This window comes from Arthrobacter sp. SLBN-83, from assembly GCF_006715285.1.
In the GTDB taxonomy this organism is placed as follows: domain Bacteria; phylum Actinomycetota; class Actinomycetes; order Actinomycetales; family Micrococcaceae; genus Arthrobacter.
This window is the reverse complement of record NZ_VFMX01000001.1, coordinates 2,614,759-2,636,359: the sequence shown is the minus strand read 5'-3', so window position 1 is coordinate 2,636,359 and position 21,601 is coordinate 2,614,759. Positions and strand designations below refer to the sequence as shown.

The window sequence follows — 21,601 nt, the reverse complement described above, 5'->3', positions numbered from 1 at the left end:
TCAGCACCCTGAGGATCGCTGCTAGGCGTCGTCAGGACGCCGCGGCGCCAACCGGTAGCCGACACCGCGGACCGTCTGCAGCCAGCGTGGCGACAGCTGGTCCTCCTTGAGCTTGCGCCGCAGGTTTCCCACGTGGACCTCCACGGCGCGCTCGTCCGCTTCGCTGATGTACGTTTCCCGGTCGTAAAACTCGCCCCGCACGGCCCGCACCAGGTCAGCCCTGGTGCACACGGCACCGCCGCCCTTCAGCAGCACGTGGAGCAGGTCGAACTCACTGCGGGTCAGTCCCAACGGCTGGCCTTTGATTTCCACAGTGCGCGTCCGATGGTTCAGTAGGAGTCCGTTGTGCTGCAGGACTCCGGGCTCTGCATGGGCGGCAGGAGCCGGGGCCTGGCCCCAGGACGTGGAAGGGTTCTGCCCGTCCGCCTCATGCCGGGGCCTGCGCATCATTGCCGCCACCCGCGCCCGGAGTTCCCTGGGCCTGAAGGGTTTGGCGATGTAGTCGTCCGCGCCCGCATTAAGTGCCGACAGCAGGTCCGGTTCCTCCGTGCGGCCGGTCAGCATCACCACATATGCGTTGCTGAAATTCCGGATCCGCCGCAAAACCTCAAACCCGTCAATATCCGGCAGGCCAATATCGAGCGTCACGACATTCGCTTGCTTGCTGCGGACTACGTCAACCCCGGTCCGCCCATCCACTGCTGAATGCACCTCGAAGCCCGCCTGGGTCAATACACCTTCCAGGAGGTTACGCACATCGGCGTCGTCCTCGATTACTACAGCTACACCAAGATCGTCCATTGCTATCCCTGCGCCAGGCGAAGATGGCCCCCCATTGGCCCAGCGCCAATGCCAATCCCGCTCCAACCATTTATACGCTACTAGTAAGCCCGACTGATGACACCCGTAACGGCGCCGGAAATTGAAAAGTCAATTATTATGACAAGACATGTGCAATATCCACGGGAAAGGGTGGTTGCCCAAGGTAACTGGGGGAAATTGATAGACCTTGGCGACACCTGCTTTCCAAATGTGAAGGGGTACGAGTCAGAAACATGGCTGAGCCGTTGTTCCACCGTGGACCCGGCCGCATCTTCCGCCGGCTGGGAACCCGTGCCCAAGTGGCGTTGTGCCAACTCCCCCTCACCCTCCTCGTGGCTGCCATTGCGGTAGCCACACCCTTCGCGTGGCCCTCGCTCACGCACAGCCCCCTGTACGTGGCCGGAATTGTCCTGCACGCAATCCTGTTCCTTGGCTGCTTCCTGGTCCCCTGGGAACGGCTGGCACACCGCCCCTACCTGCTGATTCCCGTCCTGGATTTCGCCGCCATCGGTTTCCTCCGCAACGGCGCGGCACCCCTCTTGCCGGGGCTTGCGGTGTTGGTGGTGTTTCCGGTCATTTGGCTCTCCGCCTCCGGCATGCTGGCCCGCAGCAGCCTGGTGCTCAGCTTCCTGGGGCCGCTGCTCATCATGCTTCCTTCGGTAGCTGCCCACTTCCCTGCAGTTACTGCCTCCGACATCACCAGCGCCGTCCTCTTTCCCGTCATGATGCTCGCCGTGTCCCTGGCCATCCGCTTCGCCAGCGTGAGCCTCCGGCAACAGCAGGCCGAACTGGCGGACAAGGACCGCGAACTCCGGGACCTGCTGGCCGCAAGCCGGGAACGGGAGAAGCTGCTGGAAACCGTGCTGGACGCCACCGACGTCGGTATTGCCGCCGTCGACCGTGCCGGCCATTTCCTGGTGTCCAACAGCCGTCAGCGCAACTTCCGGCGCGCTACCGGGGCTGACGAAGCCATTCCCGGGCAGGGGCATCAACTGATCTTTGGGCAAGACCGCCGTACCCTGCTTCCGCGGGACCGCAGGCCCATCAGCCGGGCCATGGCTGGTGAGTCCTTCGCCGATTACCTTGTGTGGGCCGGCGAGGGACCGGAGCAGCGTGCCGTGTCCACCGCTGCCCGCCCGTTGGTCAGCGAGGACGGCCGGCTCACCGGTGCCGTGGTGGTCTACAGCGACGTCACCGGCTGGGTGGAATCGCTGGCGGCCAACCAGGAACTCATCTCCAATGTTTCGCACGAATTCAAGACCCCGCTCAACTCGATCCTGGGCAACGTGGACCTGGTGCTGGAAGACTCCGATGACCTGCCCCCGCACGTGACCAAGCGCCTGCTGGTGGTGCAACGCAACGCTGAACGGCTGCTGGACCTGGTGGCCGACTTGACCGCTTCCGCCTCCACCACCCTGAACGTACACCCCAAGCGGACCGACCTGGCCAGCCTGGTGGAGACCAGCCTGGGTTCCGCCCAGGCTTTGGCCCTTCGGTCCCACGTGGAGATCGCCGCCGATGTCCCGTCACCCCTGTGGGCCTACGCGGATCCGCTGCGGATCGGGCAGGTGCTGGACAATCTGGTGTCCAACGCCATCAAATACAGTCCCGACGGCGGTACCGTCAGCATCAGCGCGCAGGCGGACCGGCAGTGGGTGCGGTTGAGCGTCACGGACACTGGGATGGGCATGTCCCATGAGGACGCCGCCAAGGCTTTCAACCGCTTCTTCCGCGCAGAATCCGCCCAGAAGGCGGACATCCCCGGGGCAGGACTGGGGCTTTCCATCACCCGCATGATCGTGGAACGGCACGGTGGCAGCATCATGTGCGAGAGCGGCGAGGGCCAGGGCAGCACCTTCACGGTGACGCTGCCGGCAGAGGGCCCGCCCCCGGCGTTCTAGTCAGTACTCCCGGACGGCCCGTGTCTGTTCAGCGCGGGACAGCAGTTCGCTGTCAGAGGGGTAGGCCACTTCCTCCAGCACCAGCGGATGCGGCGCGGCAAGGACCGACTTGGCGTCCCGCTTCTGCAGCAGCAGCCGCTCATGCAGCCAGCCCGGTGGCACAGCGCCCTCCCCCACGTACAGTGCAGAGCCGATGAGGGCGCGGACCATGTTGTGGCAGAACGCGTCCGCCTGGACCGTGGCCACAATGACGCCGTCCTCGCCGCGGCGGAACTCGAAGCGCTGCAGTTCACGGATGGTGGTGGCGCCCTCGCGCGGCTTGCAGAAGGACAGGAAGTTCTGCAGGCCCAGCAGCTGGGTAGCGCCCTCATTCAGCAGCGAGACGTCCAGCGGATTCTTGTGCCACAGCGTGAAGTACCGCTCCAACGGGTCCCATAAGGCTGGACCGTCGGCGATCCGGTAGCTGTAGCGCCGCCAGAGGGCGGAAAAGCGGGCGTCGAAACCCTCGGGTGCCAAGGCAATGGCGTGAACCTCCACCGCCCCATGGAGGTCGCCGAGGGCCCGGTTCAGTGCCCCGCGGAGCCTACGCAGCATGGCGACGGCGGGATCCAGCTCATGCCCGCGCGGCAGTCCCAGCCACTCGGCTTCGGTGAGGTCCAGGTGCACTACCTGCCCGCGGGCGTGGACGCCGGCGTCGGTCCGTCCCGCAACGGTGACCCGAACCTGGCGGCGTACCAAAAGCTCAATGGCCTCCTCCAGGACGCCCTGGACAGTCCGCAGTCCCGGCTGCACGGCCCACCCGCTGAATGGGCCGCCGTCGTACGAAAGATCAAGCCGGATACGCAAAAACCCGCCGCCCCCTGAAACGGGGGCCGCGGGTTCTTGGTGGTTCACAGACCTAAGTCTATGCGAAGGAAATCAGCGAATTACTTCGCGTCCTTCTCCTCGGCTGCGGGAGCCTCGGCAGCTTCCTCAGCGGCCGGAGCCTCTTCGGTTGCAGCTTCTTCAGCAGCAGGTGCCTCAGCAGCTTCCTCAGCGGCCGGAGCCTCTTCAACAGCAGCCTCTTCAACCGGAGCTTCCTCGGCAGCCGGAGCAGCCTTGGCAGCAGCCCGGGTAGCCTCGGCTACAACGGCCTGCTTGGCGGAAACAGGCTCAAGGACCAGTTCGATGACAGCCATGGGAGCGTTGTCGCCCTTGCGGTTGCCGATCTTGGTGATGCGGGTGTAGCCGCCGTCGCGGTTCTCCACAGCCTGCGCGATGTCGGTGAACAGCTCGTGGACGACGCCCTTGTTGCTGATCAGGCCGAGCACGCGGCGGCGGGAAGCGAGGTCGCCACGCTTGGCGAAGGTGACCAGGCGCTCTGCGTACGGCTTCAGGCGCTTGGCCTTGGTCACCGTGGTGGTGATCCGCTTGTGCTCGAACAGGGATGCTGCCAGGTTCGCGAGCATGAGGCGCTCGTGAGCCGGGCCGCCGCCGAGGCGCGGACCCTTAGTGGGGGTAGGCATAATTGTTTCTCCTCATGTGGAAGCCGTGGGCGGCACACCATGGTGCTGCCCGCCGGCCAAGGTCTGGTTTAGAGTTCGTCGTCGCCGAACGCGGCGTCGTCCTCTTCGATTGCTGCGGCGCGTGCTGCGAGGTCAAAACCGGGAGGCGAGTCCTTGAGGGACAGGCCCAGTTCAACCAGCTTTGCCTTGACCTCGTCAATGGACTTTGCACCGAAGTTGCGGATGTCCATCAGGTCAGCCTCGGAGCGGGCAACGAGTTCACCCACGGTGTGGATGCCCTCACGCTTGAGGCAGTTGTAGGAACGGACGGTGAGGTCCAGATCCTCGATCGGCAGTGCCATGTCGGCTGCCAGGGCAGCGTCGGTGGGCGACGGGCCGATCTCGATACCTTCAGCTGCGGTGTTCAGCTCACGGGCCAGACCGAACAGTTCCACCAGGGTGGTTCCTGCGGAAGCAACGGCATCGCGCGGGGCGATGGCCTGCTTGGTCTCGACGTCGACAATCAGCTTGTCGAAGTCGGTGCGCTGCTCAACACGGGTTGCTTCCACGCGGAAAGTAACCTTCAGCACCGGCGAGTAGATGGAGTCGACCGGGATGCGGCCGATCTCAGCGTCGCCGGACTTGTTCTGAGCTGCCGAAACGTAGCCGCGGCCGCGCTCGATGGTCAGTTCGAGTTCGAACTTGCCCTTCGAGTTCAGCGTGGCGATGTGCAGATCCGGGTTGTGGAATTCGACGCCGGCCGGCGGAGCGATGTCCGCGGCGGTGACGACTCCGGGGCCCTGCTTGCGCAGGTAAGCCACGACAGGCTCGTCGTGCTCGGAGGAAACCGACAGGCTCTTGATGTTAAGGATGATCTCGGTGACATCTTCCTTGACACCCGGAACCGTGGTGAACTCGTGCAGCACACCATCGATCCGGATGCTGGTTACGGCAGCACCGGGGATGGAGGAGAGCAGGGTACGGCGGAGGGAGTTTCCGAGGGTGTAGCCGAAGCCCGGTTCCAGCGGTTCAATGATGAAACGCGAACGGTTTTCGGAGACGACCTCTTCGGAGAGGGTGGGGCGCTGTGCAATGAGCACTTAGGTTTCCTTTCGGCGAGCATCCGCTATATGACGCAACACAGGTGGTGGAAATTCGGTCTGAAGACTTAACGCGCTGGGCTTGCCCGGACCATCGCTGGTCCGGGCAAGCTCCTGCTGCGGAAAAGAATTAGACGCGGCGGCGCTTCGGCGGGCGGCAGCCGTTGTGGGCTGCGGGGGTGACGTCCTGGATGGAGCCAACCTCGAGGCCTGCGGCCTGCAGCGAACGGATGGCCGTCTCGCGTCCGGAACCCGGTCCCTTGACGAAAACGTCTACCTTGCGCATGCCGTGCTCCTGCGCACGCTTGGCAGCGGCTTCGGCAGCCATCTGGGCAGCGAACGGGGTGGACTTACGCGAGCCCTTGAAGCCAACCTCACCGGAGGAAGCCCAGGAAATAACAGCGCCGGTCGGATCCGTGATGGAAACGATGGTGTTGTTAAAGGTGCTCTTGATGTGCGCCTGGCCAAGCGCGATATTCTTCTTGTCCTTCTTACGCGGCTTGCGAACCGCGCCACGAGTCTTCGGGGGCATTTTTTCTCCTACAGAAAGTTATTGGGGAAAGCTCCAGCTAAAATCCCGGCCGGGATTTAGCGGGCCTTCTTCTTGCCGGCGACGGTACGCTTCGGGCCCTTGCGGGTACGTGCGTTGGTCTTCGTACGCTGACCGCGTACGGGCAGGCCCTTGCGGTGGCGCAGGCCTTCGTAGCTGCCGATTTCAACCTTGCGGCGGATATCTGCTGCTACTTCGCGGCGAAGGTCACCCTCAACCTTGTAGTTGCCTTCAATGTAGTCACGCAGCTCAACCAGCTGGGCGTCAGTCAGGTCCTTGACGCGAACGTCAGCGCTGATGCCCGTGGCAGCCAGGGTTTCGTGTGCACGGGTCTTGCCCACGCCGTAGATGTAAGTAAGCGCAATTTCCAGCCGCTTTTCGCGGGGAATGTCTACGCCAGCGAGACGAGCCATAGTGGCAGTACTCCTTGATAAACCGGAGGTCGTAGGCAGTACACCCGCACAATCCGTGCGGCCCCAGCCTCCGACCGGGGGTTAGCTGTCCGGACTCTTTCGAGCTCAATGTTCCAGATCAGCTTGTGCTGCCTTTATTTACTTGCGTGGGTTAGCAACCCAGGATTTCCTTCAGGGAAGGAAATTAGCCCTGGCGCTGCTTGTGGCGCGGGTTCTCGCAGATCACCATGACCCGGCCATTACGGCGGATCACTTTGCACTTTTCGCAGATCTGCTTGACGCTCGGCTTGACCTTCATGGCATTCCTTTGCGTGTAGCAGTTTGGTCAACTGGAGCGGCGGCCAGTTTTGTCCTGACGCCGCCCAGCAATTTACTTGTAGCGGTAGACGATACGACCACGGGTGAGGTCGTACGGGCTCAGCTCCACCACTACGCGGTCCTCAGGGAGGATTCGGATGTAGTGCTGACGCATCTTTCCAGAGATGTGTGCCAGAACGATGTGCTTGTTGGTGAGCTCAACGCGAAACATCGCGTTAGGCAGCGCCTCGGTCACAACGCCTTCGATCTCAATGACCCCGTCCTTCTTGGCCATACCCTCCGCTAACTGTTGTTGCCGCAGCCCCGCCGGATTGCACCGGGCATGACCACGAACGTTTTTGTTGGATCGATTGCCGTCTCCAGGCCCAAAAGGGCGTGGCAGTCCAGACAACCAACAAACAACACTACCCCGTCAGCCGGTAAAAGTTAAATCGGCCATAGTAGCCTACGCGTAGCGGTACGCACCATATTCACCCGCGGGGGTGCTAACGGTTTCGGCGCTGGCCACGCCGTCAAGGATGGCCAAACGTACGACGTCGGCTGCCGCGCTTTGCAGTGTCATAAGGCTCAGCTGCCGGGCAGCTTCGTCCGATCGATCAAGTGCCACGGCACCGGTAGCCAGGCAGAAAACAGTGTCCCCGTCGGCCAGGGTGTGGCTCGGGTTCAAAGCACGGGCAATCCCGGCATGCGAAGCAGAGGCCGTCCGCTTGCACTCGGCAACGTCCAAGACCGCATTGGTGGCGACGACGACCAGGGTGGTGTTGAGGGGGGCGCCGTGGCTGGCTTCCGACCCATCAGCCGAAGCCCTCGGCGTGCTCGCTCGTTCCTCCCCACCGGCCCCCTCGCCTCGCAAGCTCGGCGTGGGAACCCCGCCGTCGTGGCCCCTGCTTAGACGCACGCTGCCGGGCTCCGTCAGCTGGGCCGTCGTGCCGAACGGGAGCCCGAGTGCGTTAACTACGGCGATTGCTCCTACCACCACCCCGTTTTCCAGCGTGATGGAGGCTGTGCCTACTCCCCCTTTATATTGCCCCCTGCCGATGAGTGCCCCGGTGCCGGCGCCCACGTTGCCGCGTTCGACGTCGTGCCCTTCCTTTTGTGCGGCGGCCGCGGCGGCTGCCGCGTAGCCCATGTCCGGCGTCGGGCGTGCGGAGAAGTCGCCTCCCCTGCCCAGGTCGAAGATGGCGGCGGCGGGGACAATGGGCACCACTGCCCCGGGGACAGCGAAGCCGCGGCTGCTTTCCTCGCACCAGCGCTGCGCTCCGGCCACGGAGGCCAGCCCGTAGGCGCTGCCACCGGTGAGCACCACCGCATCGACGCGGCTGACGAGCGTGGTGGGGTCAAGGGCGTCTGTTTCGTGGGTGGCGGGCCCGCCGCCCTGGACGTCAACCGATCCCACGGTGCCCGGTGGCGGCAGGACCACTGTGACACCAGTCAGCCAGCCACCACCGTCCTTTTGGACGTGGCCCACCCGGATTTCCGGCACGTCGGCAATGGTTCCCATGCCCCTATTGTCCCCTCCGCTGGCGCGCCCCTGCCGCATCGGCGAACTTTATGCAAGACTGCATTCAACACAGCGTTAACGGGCGACGAAGCCTTGGATAACAGTCCCCTGACAAGGGCATATGCGGGTTTCAGCCCCCTGACGGTCTGGTGTAGTAGTCCCTAGATCAAGCCAGGGCCGGCCACGAGCAGGCTCCCCAACCCGGGAGAGACAACGCATGACCCGTCAACTCGCCCCGCACCCCTCCGCCAAACCCAAGAGGCCCCCGGGGAGTTCCGCGAAAGTACCAAAACGCAGGTGGACCGCAAGGACCCGCCGCGACTTCTTCGTTTTCCTTGCCATGGCATTGCCCAACCTGGTGCTGATCGCCGTCTTCACCTACCGTCCGCTGTTCAGCAACATGTACTACTCGACGCTGGACTGGACCCTGGGCTCCCCCACCGCCACGGTGGTGGGCCTTACCAACTACGCCACCTTCTTCGGCAGCAACGATGCGCCGAAGGTCCTGGGCACCACTGCGGTGTTCACCCTGGTCACGGTGGGCGGATCCATGCTGCTGGGCCTGCTGGTGGCACTGGCGCTGAACGCGAAGGTCCGCGGCACCACGTTCGCCCGCTCCGCTGTCTTTGCGCCCTATGTGCTTTCCGGCGTCGGCGTGGGCCTGGTGTGGCTGTTCATCTTCGACCCCGGCTACGGCGTCCTGGCCTGGCTGCTGCGGGGCATCGGGCAGCAGAGCCCGCAGTGGATTAATGATCCCCAGCTCTCACTGGTCATGGTGATCCTGGTCTACGTCTGGAAGAACCTGGGCTACTGCGCCGTGGTGTACCTGGCCGGGCTGCAGTCCCTCCCCACGGAGGTCATGGAGGCCGCCTCCCTTGACGGTGCCAACGGATTCCGGCGCTTCATGAGCATCTCACTGCCGCTGCTGTCCCCCACCACGTTCTTCCTCCTGATCACCACCATGCTCAGCTCCCTGCAGGCCTTCGACCTGATCAGGATCATGACACCGCTGGGCACCGGCACCAGCACGCTGATCTACGAGGCCTACCTGCAGGCCTTCGGCGCGTACAACAGGGCCGGCTACTCGGCAGCCATTTCCGTGGTGCTGTTCGCCATCCTCCTGGTCATCACCGTGCTGCAGCTGCGGTTCGTGGAACGAAAGGTGCACTACTCGTGACCTCCCTATCACCGGTCAGCCCGGACCCCGCTGCCCCTGCCGTTGCCGGCCCCGAACAGGACCTCCGGCGCGACCGCCCTTTCTCGCGCCGCAACCTGATCCAGACGGTGGTGGGCGGCTACCTGCCCCTGCTCATCGCAACGCTGGTGGTCTTCCTGCCGCTGCTGTGGATGGTGTTGAGCTCCTTCAAACAGTCCGGCGAAATCGTCACCACGGACCTGAAGATCCTGCCGGAGAGCCTCAACCTGGAGAACTACCGGACTGCCATGACCACGGTCCCGTTTGGGCAGTTCTTCCTGAACAGCACCATCGTCACCCTGGCCGGAGCCACCATCAAGGTGATCCTGGCGATCCTCACGGCGTACGCCCTGGTCTTTGTCCGCTTTCCCTTCCGGAACTTCATCTTCCTGCTGATCCTGGTGGCCCTCATGGTGCCGCCGCAGGTGTCCATCCTGCCTAACTTCATCCTGATCGCCGGAATAGGCGGGAAGAACACGCTGTGGGGCATCATCCTTCCCGGCCTGGGCACTGCGTTCGGCACATTCCTGCTGCGCCAGCACTTCCGCACCTTGCCGAATTCGATCCTTGAGTCAGCCGAGATGGACGGCGCCGGCCACTGGCGCCGGCTGTGGCAGATCGTGGTCCCGGTCTCGGTGCCGTCCATCGCCACCGTGGCGCTGGTGACGATCGTGACCGAATGGAACGACTACATCTGGCCGCTCATCATCACGGACCGTCCGGAAACCATGACGCTTCCCGTGGGGCTGACGCTGCTGCAGAACAACGAGAGCAACGCCGCCGGCTGGGGCGTCCTCATGGCCGGCGCGGTCCTGGTCATCGTCCCCATCCTGATCATCTTCGCGGCCCTGCAGCGATACATCGTCGCGGGCCTCACCCAAGGAAGCGTGACCGGTTGAGCTGCAGGCCGCCGTCGTACTTCTCAACCCTCGACTTTCACATTCTCAAAGGCAACAACCGAAAGGAACTGTCATGACACTTCATCTGGACCGGAGGCATTTCCTGGGCCTGGCAGGGGTAACCGCCTCTGCCGCTGCCCTGGCCGCGTGCGGCGGACCATCAACCACCGGCGGCGGACAGGCCACCTCCCAGGCGGCGGACATCGACTTCAACGGTGTAAAGCCGGCGGCCAAGATCGACTTCTGGTCCAGCCACCCCGGGCAGTCGCAGGACGTGGAAAAGAGCCTGATCGAGAAATTCCAGGCCAAGAACCCCGGCATCACCGTCAACCTGGTGACAGCCGGCGCCAACTACGAGGAAATCGCGCAGAAGTTCCAGACGGCGCAGGCGGCCAAGTCGGGCCTTCCGGGCGTGGTGGTCCTCTCTGACGTCTGGTGGTTCCGTTACTACACCAACGGCAGCATCATCCCCGTGGACAGCCTCACCAAGCAGCTGAACATGAAGATGGACGATTTCCAGCAGTCCCTGGTCAACGACTACAAGTACGACGGCAAGCAGTGGGCGCTCCCCTACGGCCGCTCAACCCCGCTGTTCTACTACAACAAGGACCACTTTGCCGCTGCCGGGCTTCCGGACCGCGCACCCAAGACCTGGGACGAATTCGGCCAGTGGGCACCGAAGCTGAAGGCCGCGTCCGGCGCGCAGTACGCCTACATCTACCCGGCCCTGGCAGGGTATGCGGGCTGGACGCTGCAGAACATGCTGTGGGGCTGGGGTGGCGGCTGGTCCAAGGAGTGGGACATCACCTGCGACTCCGCCGAATCCGTGGCCGCCCTGCAGTGGGCCCAGGATTCGATCTACAAAGACAAGTGGGCCGGCGTCTCCTCCAAGGAAGCCGCGGACGATTTCTCGGCCGGGCTGACCTCCGCCACCATCGCCTCCACCGGCTCGCTGCTGGGGATCCTGAAGTCGGCCAAGTTCAACGTGGGCGTCGGCTTCCTGCCGGGTGGCCCCAAGGCCACAACCAATGTCTGCCCCACGGGCGGCGCGGGCCTGGGCATCCCCAGCGGGATCACCAAGGAGGAACAGCTCGCCGCCGGAATGTTCCTCGATTTTGTCACCCAGCCGGAGAGCACCGTTGAGTTCTCTGCCGCCACCGGCTACATGCCCACCCGGAAGTCGGCGGACATGAGTGCGGTCCTGGCCAAGACCCCGCAGATCAAGACTGCAGTGGACCAGCTCGCCGTCACCAAGGTCCAGGACAACGCCCGCGTGTTCCTGCCCGGCGCCGACCAGGAGATGGCCAAGGCAGCAGCGAAGATCCTCACCCAGCAGGGCGACGTGAAGTCCACCATGACGGACCTGAAGAACACCCTGCAGAGCATCTACGACCGCGACGTGAAGCCGAAGCTGAAGTCATAGCCGTCGCAACCAGTTCGACACGCAAAAGCCCTGGCGACCCCTGCATTTGGGGGTCGCCAGGGCTTTTCCGCGTCGCCGGCAAACGCGCGCGTCGGTTACGGGATCGGCACCGGGGTGACGCCGAGAGGCGCCAGGTACTCCGCACCGCCGTCGGGCGCTGAAAGCACCCAGATGCCCTTCTCGTGCACCGCCACGGAATGCTCCCACTGGCAGGACCGCTTGCCGTCAGTGGTCACCACTGTCCAGTCATCTTCCAGCACAGCGGTTTCGATGCCGCCGCGGACCAGCATGGGCTCGATGGCGAGGCAGAGGCCCGGCTTGATCTTGGGGCCGCGGTGGTTGGTGCGGTAGTTCAGGACATCCGGGGCCATGTGCATCTCGGAGCCGATGCCGTGGCCCACGTAGTCCTCCAGGATGCCCAACGGCTTGCCGGGAACAGTCGAAACGAAGTCATCAATCGCCGCGCCGATATCGCCCACGTGGGAGCCGGTGGCCAGCGCGGCGATCCCGCGCCACATTGCGGCGTGGGTGATGTCGGAGAGCCGCTGGTCCGCCGGGTCCGCGGTACCCACGATCACCGTGCGCGCGGAGTCCGAGTGCCAGCCGTTGACGATCGCCCCGCCGTCGATGGAGATGATGTCCCCGTCCTGCAGGACCCGGCTGCCCGGAATGCCGTGCACTACTTCCTCATTCACGGAGGTGCAGATGGTGGCCGGGAAGCCGTGGTAGCCCAGGAAGTTGGACTTGGCGCCTGCCTCGTTGAGGACGGCGGCGAAGACGTCGTCCAGGTGCTTGGTGGTGACCCCCGGCACCGCGGCGGCAACGGCGGCGTCCAGTGCACGGCTGAGGACCAGGCCTGCCTCGTGCATGGTGCGCATCTGGGCGTTGTTCTTGTATTCGATGCGGGGCTGGCCGAAGGCCATGGTGTTTCCTTTCAAATGGCTGAGGCTCCTCCCGGATGCCGGGAGGAGCCTCGATAAAACCGGGGCCGCCTTTGGTCAGGCTGCCTGTGCTGCCTTGATGGCCTGCATTACGCGGTTGGTGACTTCGTCGATGGGACCGATCCCGTCGACCTGGGTGAGGATGCCGCGCTCGGCGTACTTCGACACCACAGCTTCGGTCTGCTCGTGGTAGAGGTCCAGGCGGTGGCGGATGACGGCTTCGTTGTCGTCGCTCCGGCCCGTTTCCTTGGCCCGGCCCAGGAGGCGGTGCACCAGTTCCTCGTCGTCGGCGGTCAGCTGGAGGACCACGTCGAGCTTCTCGTCGCCGTCGGCGAGGATCTCGTCAAGGTAATCCACCTGCGCGGTGGTGCGCGGGTAGCCGTCCAGGAGGAAGCCGTTGTCCACGTCGGACTCGCCGAGGCGGTCTCGGACCATCTTGTTGGTCACGCTGTCCGGAACGAAGTCACCGTTGTCCATGAACTTCTTGGCTTCAAGGCCAAGCGGGGTTTCGCCCTTCACGTTGGCACGGAAGATGTCGCCGGTGGAGATGGCCACAACGCCGAGGCGTTCTGAAATCCGCTCCGCCTGCGTTCCTTTTCCGGAACCGGGAGGTCCAATAATCAGCATTCTCGTCATCGCAAAAGCCCTTCGTAGTGACGTTGTTGTAGCTGCGCATCAATCTGCTTTACGGTCTCCAAACCAACGCCCACCATGATCAGGATCGAGGTGCCACCGAACGGGAAGTTCTGGTTTGCGTTGATCAGTACCAGTGCCACCAGCGGAATCAGTGCCACGAAGCCCAGGTAGAGGGCGCCGGGCAGGGTGATCCGTGAGAGCACGTACTGCAGGTAATCAGCGGTCGGCCTGCCGGCGCGGATACCTGGAATGAAGCCGCCGTACTTCTTCATGTTGTCCGAGACTTCTTCAGGGTTGAAGGTAATCGCGACGTAGAAGTAGGTGAAGAACACGATCAGGACGAAGTAAACCGCCATATAGATCGGGTGGTCGCCACGGGTCAGGTTGTTGTTGATCCACTCAACCCACGGCTGGATGGGCTCACCGTTCCGGGGCTGGTTGAACTGTGCGATCAACCCGGGAATGTAGAGCATGGAGGAAGCGAAGATCACCGGAATGACACCGGCCATGTTCACCTTGATGGGAATGTAGGTGCTGGTGCCGCCCACGGTGCGCCGCCCGATCATGCGCTTGGCGTACTGCACGGGGATGCGGCGCTGGGACTGTTCCACGAAGACCACCAGCGCAACGGTGAGCAGGCCCACGGCGAGGACGATGAAGAAGGTCCCGGGACCCTGGGAGGTCCAGATGGCGCCCAGCGAGGTGGGGAACTGCGCGGCGATGGAGGTGAAGATGAGCAGCGACATGCCGTTGCCCACGCCCTTCTCCGTGACGAGCTCGCCCATCCACATGATGAGGCCGGTACCGGCCGTCAGCGTGATGATGATCAGGATGGTGGTGATGATGCTGGAGTCCGGGATCACCGGCAGCTGGCAACCGGGCAGCAACTGCCCTGAACGGGCCAGGGATACCAGGGTGGTGGCATTGAGCAGGCCAAGGGCGATGGTGAGGTAGCGGGTGTACTGGGTCAGCTTGGACTGGCCCGACGCGCCCTCTTCGTAGAGCTGCTGGAACCGGGGAATGACCACCCGGAGCAGCTGCACGATGATGCTCGCCGTGATGTAAGGCATGATGCCCAGGGCGAAGATGGACACCTGGAGCAACGCGCCGCCGCTGAAGAGGTTAACGAGCTGGTACAACCCGCCGGCGGTCTTACCGCTTTGCAAGCATTGCTGGACATTCTGGTAGTTCACACCTGGCGAGGGGATGAAGGCACCCAAGCGGAAGATAGTGATGATTGCCAGCGTGAACAACAACTTGCGTCGCAGATCAGGCGTACGAAAGGCCCGGCCAAATGCGCTAAGCAAGCGTCCTCCTGTGGTGTCAATAAGGGTGGGGTGGCGGAATTTGATAAATCCCGACAACCGAGTCTAACGGTTGGATGCGCCCTGCGAACAATCCGCGGCAGCGCCCATGCGCCGGATGGCGGGAAAATTTCGCCCGGCGGATATGGAAAACTCCCGGCATCCGGGGCCAAAGCCCACGGATACCGGGAGTTCAACAGCTGGCGCCGTCCCTTACAGGGCGGTGGTGCTTCCGCCGGCTGCAGCGATCTTTTCAGCGGCGCTGGCCGAGAATGCGTGGGCGGTGACGTCGACCTTGACGGTGATGTCGCCGGTGCCAAGCACCTTGACGGGCTGGTTCTTGCGAACGGCACCCTTTTCGACCAGGTTCTCCACGGTGACTGCGCCACCTTCCGGGAACAGCTCGTTGAGCTTGTCCAGGTTTACAACCTGGAACTCAACCCGGAACGGGTTCTTGAAGCCACGCAGCTTGGGCAGGCGCATGTGCAGCGGCAGCTGGCCGCCGGCAAAGCCAGCCTTCACCTGGTAGCGGGCAGCCGTACCCTTGGTACCGCGGCCGGCGGTCTTACCCTTGGATGCCTCACCACGACCAACACGGGTCTTGGCGGTCTTGGCACCCGGGGCGGGACGCAGGTGGTGAACCTTCAGGGCGTTCTGCTTCTCAGCAGCCTGGGCCTTATCAGCAGTGTTCTCTGCCATTTACTTCGCCTCCTCTACCTTTACCAGGTGCGGAACCGTGTTGAGCATTCCAACGGTCACGGCATCGGCGGTGCGGACAACGGTGTGTCCGATCCGCTTCAGGCCGAGGGACCGCAGGGTGTCGCGCTGGTTCTGCTTGCCGCCAATAGCGGACTTGATCTGAGTGATTTCCAACTGGGCGTCGGAAGGGACCAGGTTCTTAGCCATGACTAAACACCTGCCTTCGGAGCCAGGAGGGCCTTCACCAGTGCCTGGGGAGCAACCTCGTCCAGCGGCAGGCCGCGGCGTGCTGCCACTGCTGCCGGCTCTTCGAGGCGCTTCAGGGCATCAACGGTCGCGTGAACGATGTTGATGGCGTTGGAGGAACCGAGCGACTTGGAGAGGATGTCGTGGATGCCCACGCACTCCAGTACTGCACGGACCGGACCACCGGCGATAACACCGGTACCGGCGGAAGCCGGACGCAGCATGACGACGCCGGCGGCGGCTTCACCCTGAACGCGGTGCGGGATGGTGTTGCCAACGCGCGGAACGCGGAAGAAGGACTTCTTGGCCTCTTCAACGCCCTTGGCGATAGCAGCGGGAACTTCCTTGGCCTTGCCGTAGCCCACGCCGACCATGCCGTTACCGTCACCAACGACGACCAGTGCGGTGAAGCTGAAGCGACGACCACCCTTGACGACCTTGGAAACGCGGTTGATGGTGACAACGCGCTCTACGAACTGGTTCTTTTCGGCTTCGCGGCCACCGTCGCGGCCACCACGGCCACCGCGGTCGCCGCGGCCCTGGCCACGGTCTCCACGCTCGCCACGACGGGCGCCACCACGGCGGTCGTCGGCAGCGGGGGCAGTGGTCTCAGCAGCTGCGGCTTCGGGGGCCTTCTGATCTGCAGACACAGTGTCCTTTTCCTTGTTTGCTTCGGTCACAGTGACAGCCCACCTTCGCGTGCGCCGTCAGCGACGGCGGCAATCCGGCCGTGGTACTTGTTACCACCACGGTCGAAGACAACAGCCTCGACGCCGGCAGCCTTGGCACGTTCAGCAACGAGCTCGCCGACGCGCTTGGCCTTGGCAGTCTTGTCACCGTCGAATGCACGAAGGTCAGCTTCCAGAGTGGACGCGCTTGCTACGGTCTGGCCAATGGTGTCATCGACAACCTGGACAAATACGTGGCGTGCGGAGCGGTTGACCACCAGGCGGGGGCGGGCAGCCGTACCGGAAATGCGCTTGCGGATACGAAGCTGGCGGCGGCTGCGACCAGCAGCCTTGCTCTTGTTCGTACGCTTCTTGTTAATGGAGATGGCCATGGTTACTTACCAGCCTTTCCGACCTTGCGGCGGATGACTTCGCCGGCGTAACGGATGCCCTTGCCCTTGTAGGGGTCCGGCTTCCGCAGCTTGCGAATGTTGGCAGCGACCTCGCCGACCTGCTGCTTGTTGATACCTGAGACAGAGAGCTTGGTCGGTCCCTCTACTGCAAAGGTGATGCCGGCCGGAGCCGAAACGCTGACCGGGTGGCTGTAGCCAAGAGCGAACTCAAGGTCAGATCCCTTGGCCTGAACGCGGTAACCGGTACCGACGATTTCAAGCTTCTTCTCGTAGCCTGCGGTGACGCCCTGGATCATGTTGGCGATCAGGGTGCGGGTCAGGCCGTGGAGTGAACGGGAGGCGCGCTCGTCGTTCGGGCGGGTGACGGTCAGGGTGTTCTCGTCCAGGGCAACCTCGATGGGGCTGGCCACAGTGTGGGTCAGCTCCCCCTTGGAACCCTTGACGCTGACGACAGAGCCGTCAACCTTGACCTCAACGCCGGCAGGAACGGTGATGGGGAGACGTCCAATACGTGACATTATTCTCTTCCTTTCCCGTTACCAGACGTACGCGAGGACTTCGCCGCCCACGCCCTTCTTGCCGGCCTGCTTGTCAGTCAGGAGGCCGGAAGAGGTGGACAGGATTGCGATACCCAGGCCACCCAGCACGTGAGGCAGGTTGGTGGACTTCGCGTAAACGCGGAGACCCGGCTTGGAGATGCGGCGAACACCGGCGATGGAACGCTCGCGGTTCGGACCGAACTTGAGTTCGAGGGTCAGCTTCTTGCCAACCTCAGCGTCCTCTTCCTTCCAGCCGGCGATGAAACCTTCGGCCTTGAGGATGTCGGCAACGCGTGCCTTGAGCTTGCTGTAAGGCATAGACACGGAGTCGTGGTATGCCGAGTTTGCGTTACGCAGGCGCGTAAGCATATCTGCGACAGGATCTGTCATTGTCATGTGGGCTCATGCCCTTCCTCGTAACGGTTTCCGCCGTTCCGTCCCTTGCGGGGCGCAGCGGCCGGACCTTTTACGTAGTTAATTAAGCTTCGGTTTTGAACGGGAAACCAAGCGCCTTGAGCAGCGCGCGGCCTTCGTCGTCGGTCTTGGCGGTGGTCACAACCGTGATGTCCATACCGCGGACGCGGTCGATCTTGTCCTGGTCGATTTCGTGGAACATAACCTGCTCGGTCAGACCGAAGGTGTAGTTGCCATTGCCATCGAACTGCTTGCCGCTGAGGCCGCGGAAGTCGCGGATACGGGGCAGTGCCAGGCTGACCAGACGGTCCACGAATTCCCACATGCGGTCGCCACGCAGGGTTGCGTGGGCACCGATGGGCATGCCTTCGCGCAGCTTGAACTGTGCGATCGACTTGCGGGCCTTGGTAACCTGCGGCTTCTGGCCGGTGATCTGGGTGAGGTCGCGGACAGCCCCGTCGATCAGCTTGGAGTCCTTGGCGGCATCTCCAACACCCATGTTCACAACAACCTTCACCAGGCGGGGTACCTGGTTCACGTTCTGGTACTTGAACTCATCCTGGAGCTGGCCCTTGATGGTTTCGGCGTACTTGGTCTTCAGACGAGGAACGATCTTCGTTGCCGGAGTCTCGAGAGTCTCAGTCATTAGATGTCCTTCCCGGAGCTCTTGGACACGCGGATACGGACGGTCTTCTTGACACCGTTCTTCTCCACAGTGTCGAGGCGGAAGCCCACGCGGGTCGGCTTCTTGGTCGACGGGTCAACCAGGGCCACGTTGGAAATGTGGATCGGGGCCTCTACAACCTCGATGCCGCCGGTCTTGGTGCCGCGCTGCGACTGTCCAACACGGGTGTGCTTGGTGACGCGGTTGACGCCCTCAACCAGCACGCGGTTGGTGTCGGTGAATACGCGCAGAACCTTGCCCTGCTTGCCGCGGTCGCCGCCGCGCTCAGCCTTGGCGCCAGTGATGACCTGAACCAGGTCACCCTTCTTGATCTTTGCAGCCATGGACTAGAGCACCTCCGGAGCCAGAGAAACGATCTTCATGAACTTCTTGTCACGCAGTTCACGACCAACCGGTCCGAAGATACGGGTACCGCGGGGGTCACCGTCGTTCTTCAGGATCACAGCTGCGTTCTCGTCAAACTTGATGTAGGAACCATCCGCACGGCGGCGTTCCTTCTTGGTACGGACGATGACGGCCTTGACCACATCGCCCTTCTTTACGTTGCCGCCAGGGATTGCGTCCTTGACGGTGGCGACAATGACGTCACCGATGCCTGCGTAGCGACGGCCGGATCCACCGAGAACGCGAATGGTAAGGATTTCCTTAGCACCCGTGTTGTCGGCGACCTTCAGTCGCGACTCCTGCTGAATCACTATTTACTCCTTGCGTCGCGCCGGTTCTCAGGCCGTGATCTTGCTACGGAATGAGCCTTGCGGAACGGTTGATCGGGGTGTCTCTTGACCTGCCTGGATTTTGCCAGGCCAGGCCTAAACGCCCGTGCCAGAAGCAGTTGCTCCCACCCGGTCCGGGACGAATCCCGGGCGCACAGGGGCACTATGCTGTGGCACGCTTGTTTACGAGGTTGATGATGGCACGCGAAAGGCGCCATACAAACTCAATATCCTAGCACGTTTTCCGCCAGTTCCCATATCACCGGTGTCCCTGCTGCCGCAAGCAGGAAGAACGTACGACGGCGTCACGCAGGGCAGCCTCTCGGCGCACCCGGGGTGCCACTCCCCTGCCAGACCAGGTCCCGCCGTCGTCCGCTGAGGCGAAAAGGCGCCTGGCGTGACACTCGCGTTAAAACGAGGAGGCCCCCACTCCGTAAGGAGCAGGGGCCTCAGCTAAGCAGCAGGGGCTACTTGGCCTTCTCGAGGATTTCCACGAGCCGCCAGTTCTTGGTGGCGGACAGCGGACGGGTCTCGGCGATGACAACGAGGTCGCCGATGCCGGCGGTGTTCTCTTCGTCGTGTGCCTTGACCTTGGAGGTGCGGCGGATGACCTTGCCGTACAGTGCGTGCTTCACGCGGTCTTCAACCTCGACAACGATGGTCTTTTCCATCTTGTCGGAGACCACGTAGCCGCGACGGGTCTTGCGGTAACCGCGCTGCCCAGCCTTGGCTTCGGTAGCAGTTTCGGTCACGTTCTGGTCCTTTTCACTCACTTGGCGTCCTCCTCGGTCTCAGCCTTTTCAGCCTTATCGGCCTTCTTGGTTGAAGCCTTCTTGGACTTCTTCTCTTCCTTGGCTTCCACAACCGGTGCGGCAACCTCGGCACGAATGCCCAGCTCGCGTTCGCGGAGAACGGTGTAGATGCGGGCGATGTCCTTCTTTACCGCACGCAGGCGACCGTGGTTCTCCAGCTGACCGGTGGCGGACTGGAAACGCAGGTTGAACAGCTCTTCCTTGGCCTTACGGAGTTCTTCAACGAGACGCTCGTTGTCGAAACCGTCCAGCTGTGCGGGAGCCAGATCCTTGGATCCTACTGCCATTTCTATTCACCACCCTCGCGACGCACAATGCGTGCCTTCAACGGCAGCTTGTGGATTGCCAGGCGCAGGGCCTCGCGAGCTACCTCTTCATTGACACCGGAGAGTTCGAAGAGAACCCGGCCCGGCTTGACGTTGGCGACCCACCATTCCGGCGAACCCTTACCGGAACCCATGCGGGTTTCGGCAGGCTTCTTGGTCAGCGGACGGTCCGGGTAGATGTTGATCCAGACCTTACCGCCACGCTTGATGTGGCGGGTCATGGCGATACGAGCGGACTCGATCTGACGGTTGGTGACGTATGCCGGGCTCAGGGCCTGGATGCCGTACTCACCGAAGGAGACCTGGGTGCCGCCCGTAGCAGCGCCGGAACGACCCGGGTGGTGCTGCTTACGGTGCTTTACTCGACGTGGGATAAGCATTTAAGCCTGTCCTCCTTCTGCAGCAGCAGGTGCTGCTTCAACTGCCGGTGCTTCGGCAGCAGGAGCTGCGTCAGCGGCCGGGCGGTCGTTGCGACGGCGGCGGTCACCGCGGTCAGCGCCACCCGGGCGGCCGGGACGGTCGCCACGTCCACCGCGGGACGGAGCGGCAGCAGCCTGTGCAGCCAGTTCCTTCGCGGTGACGTCACCCTTGTAGATCCAGACCTTCACACCGATGCGGCCGAAGGTGGTCTTGGCTTCGTAGAAGCCGTAGTCGATGTTCGCGCGGAGGGTGTGCAGGGGCACACGGCCTTCGCGGTAGAACTCCGAGCGGGACATTTCAGCGCCACCCAGGCGGCCCGAGCAGGCGATACGGATGCCCTTGGCACCTGCACGCTGTGCGGACTGCATGGCCTTCTTCATCGCACGGCGGAAAGCCACGCGGGAAGTCAGCTGCTCTGCAACGCCCTGGGCCACAAGCTGGGCTTCCATCTCGGGGTTCTTGACCTCGAGGATGTTCAGCTGGACCTGCTTGCCGGTGAGCTTTTCGAGCTCGCCGCGGATGCGGTCTGCTTCTGCTCCACGGCGGCCGATGACGATGCCGGGACGGGCCGTGTGGATGTCCACGCGGACGCGGTCACGGGTGCGCTCGATCTCGACCTTGGCGATGCCGGCGCGCTCCATGCCCGTGGACATGAGCTGGCGGATGCGGATGTCTTCGCGAACGAAGTCCTTGTACCGCTGGCCGGCCTTGGTGCTGTCAGCGAACCAGTGCGATACGTGATCGGTGGTGATGCCGAGTCGGAACCCGTGCGGGTTTACTTTCTGTCCCACTTAGCGAGCCTCCTCTTTCTCCGGGGTAGCGACTACCACGGTGATGTGGCTGGTGCGCTTCTTGATCTGAAATGCACGACCCTGGGCACGCGGCTGGAACCGCTTCATGGTCGGGCCTTCATCAACAAACGCTTCGCTGATGATGAGGTCGCCTTCGTCAAACGCCACGCCATCGCGGTCCGCGAGGACCCGGGCGTTGGCGACTGCCGACTGAACTACCTTGAATACCGGCTCCGAAGCTGCCTGCGGGGCAAACTTCAGAATTGCCAGAGCCTCATTCGCTTGCAATCCACGAACAAGGTTGACGACGCGCCGGGCCTTCATAGGCGTTACGCGGATGTGGCGCGCAATTGCCTTGGCTTCCATTGCTTTCCTTCTCTCGTCTTTG

Annotated in this window: 30 protein-coding genes; 4 read left to right on the top strand and 26 right to left on the bottom strand. The window is 63.1% G+C overall.

Annotation, left to right across the window (positions count from 1 at the left end; all coding sequences use genetic code 11):
• Positions 1-21 precede the first annotated feature (21 nt).
• Positions 22-801 carry a response regulator transcription factor gene (locus FBY30_RS12285; protein WP_142133102.1) on the bottom strand — a complete coding sequence of 260 codons (780 nt, stop codon included), beginning with the start codon at positions 799-801 and terminating at the stop codon, positions 22-24.
• 254 nt (positions 802-1,055) lie between these two features.
• Between FBY30_RS12285 and FBY30_RS12280 the strand changes: the two genes are divergently transcribed.
• Entirely contained in the window at positions 1,056-2,723 is a 1,668-nt protein-coding gene (locus FBY30_RS12280) for a sensor histidine kinase (protein WP_142133101.1), read from the top strand.
• Here the strand turns inward: FBY30_RS12280 and truA are convergent, their stop codons facing one another.
• From truA to FBY30_RS12240, 8 genes are all read right to left on the bottom strand, one after another.
• On the bottom strand, positions 2,724-3,617 hold the full coding sequence (gene truA, locus FBY30_RS12275) for a tRNA pseudouridine(38-40) synthase TruA (RefSeq protein WP_142133100.1): 894 nt from the start codon (positions 3,615-3,617) through the stop codon (positions 2,724-2,726).
• 32 nt (positions 3,618-3,649) lie between these two features.
• Positions 3,650-4,228, bottom strand: coding sequence for a 50S ribosomal protein L17 (rplQ, locus tag FBY30_RS12270; protein WP_142133099.1), 579 nt, complete (start codon positions 4,226-4,228; stop codon positions 3,650-3,652).
• Between the two features lie 68 nt (positions 4,229-4,296).
• Positions 4,297-5,307, bottom strand: a complete 1,011-nt coding sequence (locus FBY30_RS12265) for a DNA-directed RNA polymerase subunit alpha (protein ID WP_013601812.1) — start codon at positions 5,305-5,307, stop codon at positions 4,297-4,299.
• 130 nt (positions 5,308-5,437) lie between these two features.
• Positions 5,438-5,839 carry a 30S ribosomal protein S11 gene (rpsK, locus tag FBY30_RS12260; RefSeq protein ID WP_009358720.1) on the bottom strand — a complete coding sequence of 134 codons (402 nt, stop codon included), beginning with the start codon at positions 5,837-5,839 and terminating at the stop codon, positions 5,438-5,440.
• 56 nt (positions 5,840-5,895) lie between these two features.
• A complete protein-coding gene (gene rpsM, locus FBY30_RS12255; protein WP_003803743.1) occupies positions 5,896-6,270 on the bottom strand; it encodes a 30S ribosomal protein S13 in 375 nt (124 codons plus the stop codon).
• A 184-nt stretch (positions 6,271-6,454) separates the two neighbouring features.
• Positions 6,455-6,568, bottom strand: coding sequence for a 50S ribosomal protein L36 (gene rpmJ, locus FBY30_RS12250; RefSeq protein WP_009358722.1), 114 nt, complete (start codon positions 6,566-6,568; stop codon positions 6,455-6,457).
• A gap of 72 nt (positions 6,569-6,640) precedes the next feature.
• Positions 6,641-6,862 carry a translation initiation factor IF-1 gene (infA, locus tag FBY30_RS12245; RefSeq protein WP_009358723.1) on the bottom strand — a complete coding sequence of 74 codons (222 nt, stop codon included), beginning with the start codon at positions 6,860-6,862 and terminating at the stop codon, positions 6,641-6,643.
• A 171-nt stretch (positions 6,863-7,033) separates the two neighbouring features.
• Positions 7,034-8,089: a P1 family peptidase gene (locus FBY30_RS12240; RefSeq protein WP_142133098.1), complete on the bottom strand. Its 1,056-nt coding sequence runs from the start codon at positions 8,087-8,089 to the stop codon at positions 7,034-7,036.
• 217 nt (positions 8,090-8,306) lie between these two features.
• On the opposite strand from FBY30_RS12240, the gene FBY30_RS12235 reads away from it, so the two are divergent.
• From FBY30_RS12235 to FBY30_RS12225, 3 genes are all read left to right on the top strand, one after another.
• A complete protein-coding gene (locus FBY30_RS12235; protein ID WP_200830682.1) occupies positions 8,307-9,266 on the top strand; it encodes a carbohydrate ABC transporter permease in 960 nt (319 codons plus the stop codon).
• On the top strand, positions 9,263-10,183 hold the full coding sequence (locus FBY30_RS12230; RefSeq protein WP_142133096.1) for a carbohydrate ABC transporter permease: 921 nt from the start codon (positions 9,263-9,265) through the stop codon (positions 10,181-10,183). The genes FBY30_RS12235 and FBY30_RS12230 overlap by 4 nt, the downstream gene beginning before the upstream one ends.
• Positions 10,184-10,256: 73 nt before the next feature.
• Positions 10,257-11,606 carry an ABC transporter substrate-binding protein gene (locus FBY30_RS12225; protein WP_142133095.1) on the top strand — a complete coding sequence of 450 codons (1,350 nt, stop codon included), beginning with the start codon at positions 10,257-10,259 and terminating at the stop codon, positions 11,604-11,606.
• A gap of 95 nt (positions 11,607-11,701) precedes the next feature.
• On the opposite strand, the gene map is transcribed toward FBY30_RS12225, so the two are convergent.
• The 17 genes from map to rplV all read right to left on the bottom strand — a co-directional run bounded on the left by map (position 11,702) and on the right by rplV (position 21,579).
• Entirely contained in the window at positions 11,702-12,529 is an 828-nt protein-coding gene (map, locus tag FBY30_RS12220; protein ID WP_142133094.1) for a type I methionyl aminopeptidase, read from the bottom strand.
• A gap of 75 nt (positions 12,530-12,604) precedes the next feature.
• Entirely contained in the window at positions 12,605-13,174 is a 570-nt protein-coding gene (locus FBY30_RS12215) for an adenylate kinase (protein ID WP_200830681.1), read from the bottom strand.
• Between the two features lie 5 nt (positions 13,175-13,179).
• On the bottom strand, positions 13,180-14,490 hold the full coding sequence (gene secY / locus FBY30_RS12210) for a preprotein translocase subunit SecY (protein WP_142133092.1): 1,311 nt from the start codon (positions 14,488-14,490) through the stop codon (positions 13,180-13,182).
• A gap of 210 nt (positions 14,491-14,700) precedes the next feature.
• Entirely contained in the window at positions 14,701-15,186 is a 486-nt protein-coding gene (gene rplO, locus FBY30_RS12205) for a 50S ribosomal protein L15 (RefSeq protein ID WP_013601817.1), read from the bottom strand.
• Positions 15,187-15,393, bottom strand: a complete 207-nt coding sequence (gene rpmD, locus FBY30_RS12200; protein WP_009358731.1) for a 50S ribosomal protein L30 — start codon at positions 15,391-15,393, stop codon at positions 15,187-15,189.
• A 2-nt stretch (positions 15,394-15,395) separates the two neighbouring features.
• Positions 15,396-16,112: a 30S ribosomal protein S5 gene (rpsE, locus tag FBY30_RS12195; RefSeq protein ID WP_142133091.1), complete on the bottom strand. Its 717-nt coding sequence runs from the start codon at positions 16,110-16,112 to the stop codon at positions 15,396-15,398.
• Positions 16,109-16,492: a 50S ribosomal protein L18 gene (gene rplR, locus FBY30_RS12190; protein ID WP_141159771.1), complete on the bottom strand. Its 384-nt coding sequence runs from the start codon at positions 16,490-16,492 to the stop codon at positions 16,109-16,111. The genes rpsE and rplR overlap by 4 nt, the downstream gene beginning before the upstream one ends.
• Before the next feature lie 2 nt (positions 16,493-16,494).
• The gene (gene rplF, locus FBY30_RS12185; RefSeq protein ID WP_142133090.1) at positions 16,495-17,031 is read right to left on the bottom strand and encodes a 50S ribosomal protein L6; all 537 of its coding nucleotides are present in this window, start codon (positions 17,029-17,031) and stop codon (positions 16,495-16,497) included.
• A gap of 18 nt (positions 17,032-17,049) precedes the next feature.
• Positions 17,050-17,448 carry a 30S ribosomal protein S8 gene (gene rpsH / locus FBY30_RS12180; protein WP_018769139.1) on the bottom strand — a complete coding sequence of 133 codons (399 nt, stop codon included), beginning with the start codon at positions 17,446-17,448 and terminating at the stop codon, positions 17,050-17,052.
• An 82-nt stretch (positions 17,449-17,530) separates the two neighbouring features.
• Positions 17,531-18,112, bottom strand: coding sequence for a 50S ribosomal protein L5 (gene rplE / locus FBY30_RS12175; RefSeq protein WP_142133089.1), 582 nt, complete (start codon positions 18,110-18,112; stop codon positions 17,531-17,533).
• Positions 18,112-18,474 carry a 50S ribosomal protein L24 gene (gene rplX / locus FBY30_RS12170; RefSeq protein ID WP_110541324.1) on the bottom strand — a complete coding sequence of 121 codons (363 nt, stop codon included), beginning with the start codon at positions 18,472-18,474 and terminating at the stop codon, positions 18,112-18,114. Before rplX ends, rplE begins: the two co-directional genes overlap by 1 nt.
• Positions 18,475-18,477: 3 nt before the next feature.
• The gene (rplN, locus tag FBY30_RS12165) at positions 18,478-18,846 is read right to left on the bottom strand and encodes a 50S ribosomal protein L14 (protein ID WP_003803789.1); all 369 of its coding nucleotides are present in this window, start codon (positions 18,844-18,846) and stop codon (positions 18,478-18,480) included.
• A gap of 485 nt (positions 18,847-19,331) precedes the next feature.
• Positions 19,332-19,637: a 30S ribosomal protein S17 gene (rpsQ, locus tag FBY30_RS12160; protein ID WP_043454607.1), complete on the bottom strand. Its 306-nt coding sequence runs from the start codon at positions 19,635-19,637 to the stop codon at positions 19,332-19,334.
• A complete protein-coding gene (gene rpmC, locus FBY30_RS21190) occupies positions 19,634-19,963 on the bottom strand; it encodes a 50S ribosomal protein L29 (RefSeq protein ID WP_018769136.1) in 330 nt (109 codons plus the stop codon). Before rpmC ends, rpsQ begins: the two co-directional genes overlap by 4 nt.
• A gap of 2 nt (positions 19,964-19,965) precedes the next feature.
• Complete coding sequence (gene rplP, locus FBY30_RS12150; RefSeq protein WP_043454603.1) at positions 19,966-20,382, bottom strand: 50S ribosomal protein L16; 417 nt, start codon at positions 20,380-20,382, stop codon at positions 19,966-19,968.
• Positions 20,383-21,213, bottom strand: a complete 831-nt coding sequence (gene rpsC / locus FBY30_RS12145; protein ID WP_142133088.1) for a 30S ribosomal protein S3 — start codon at positions 21,211-21,213, stop codon at positions 20,383-20,385. It lies immediately after the preceding gene.
• Positions 21,214-21,579 carry a 50S ribosomal protein L22 gene (gene rplV, locus FBY30_RS12140; protein WP_050054313.1) on the bottom strand — a complete coding sequence of 122 codons (366 nt, stop codon included), beginning with the start codon at positions 21,577-21,579 and terminating at the stop codon, positions 21,214-21,216.
• Positions 21,580-21,601 lie beyond the last annotated feature (22 nt).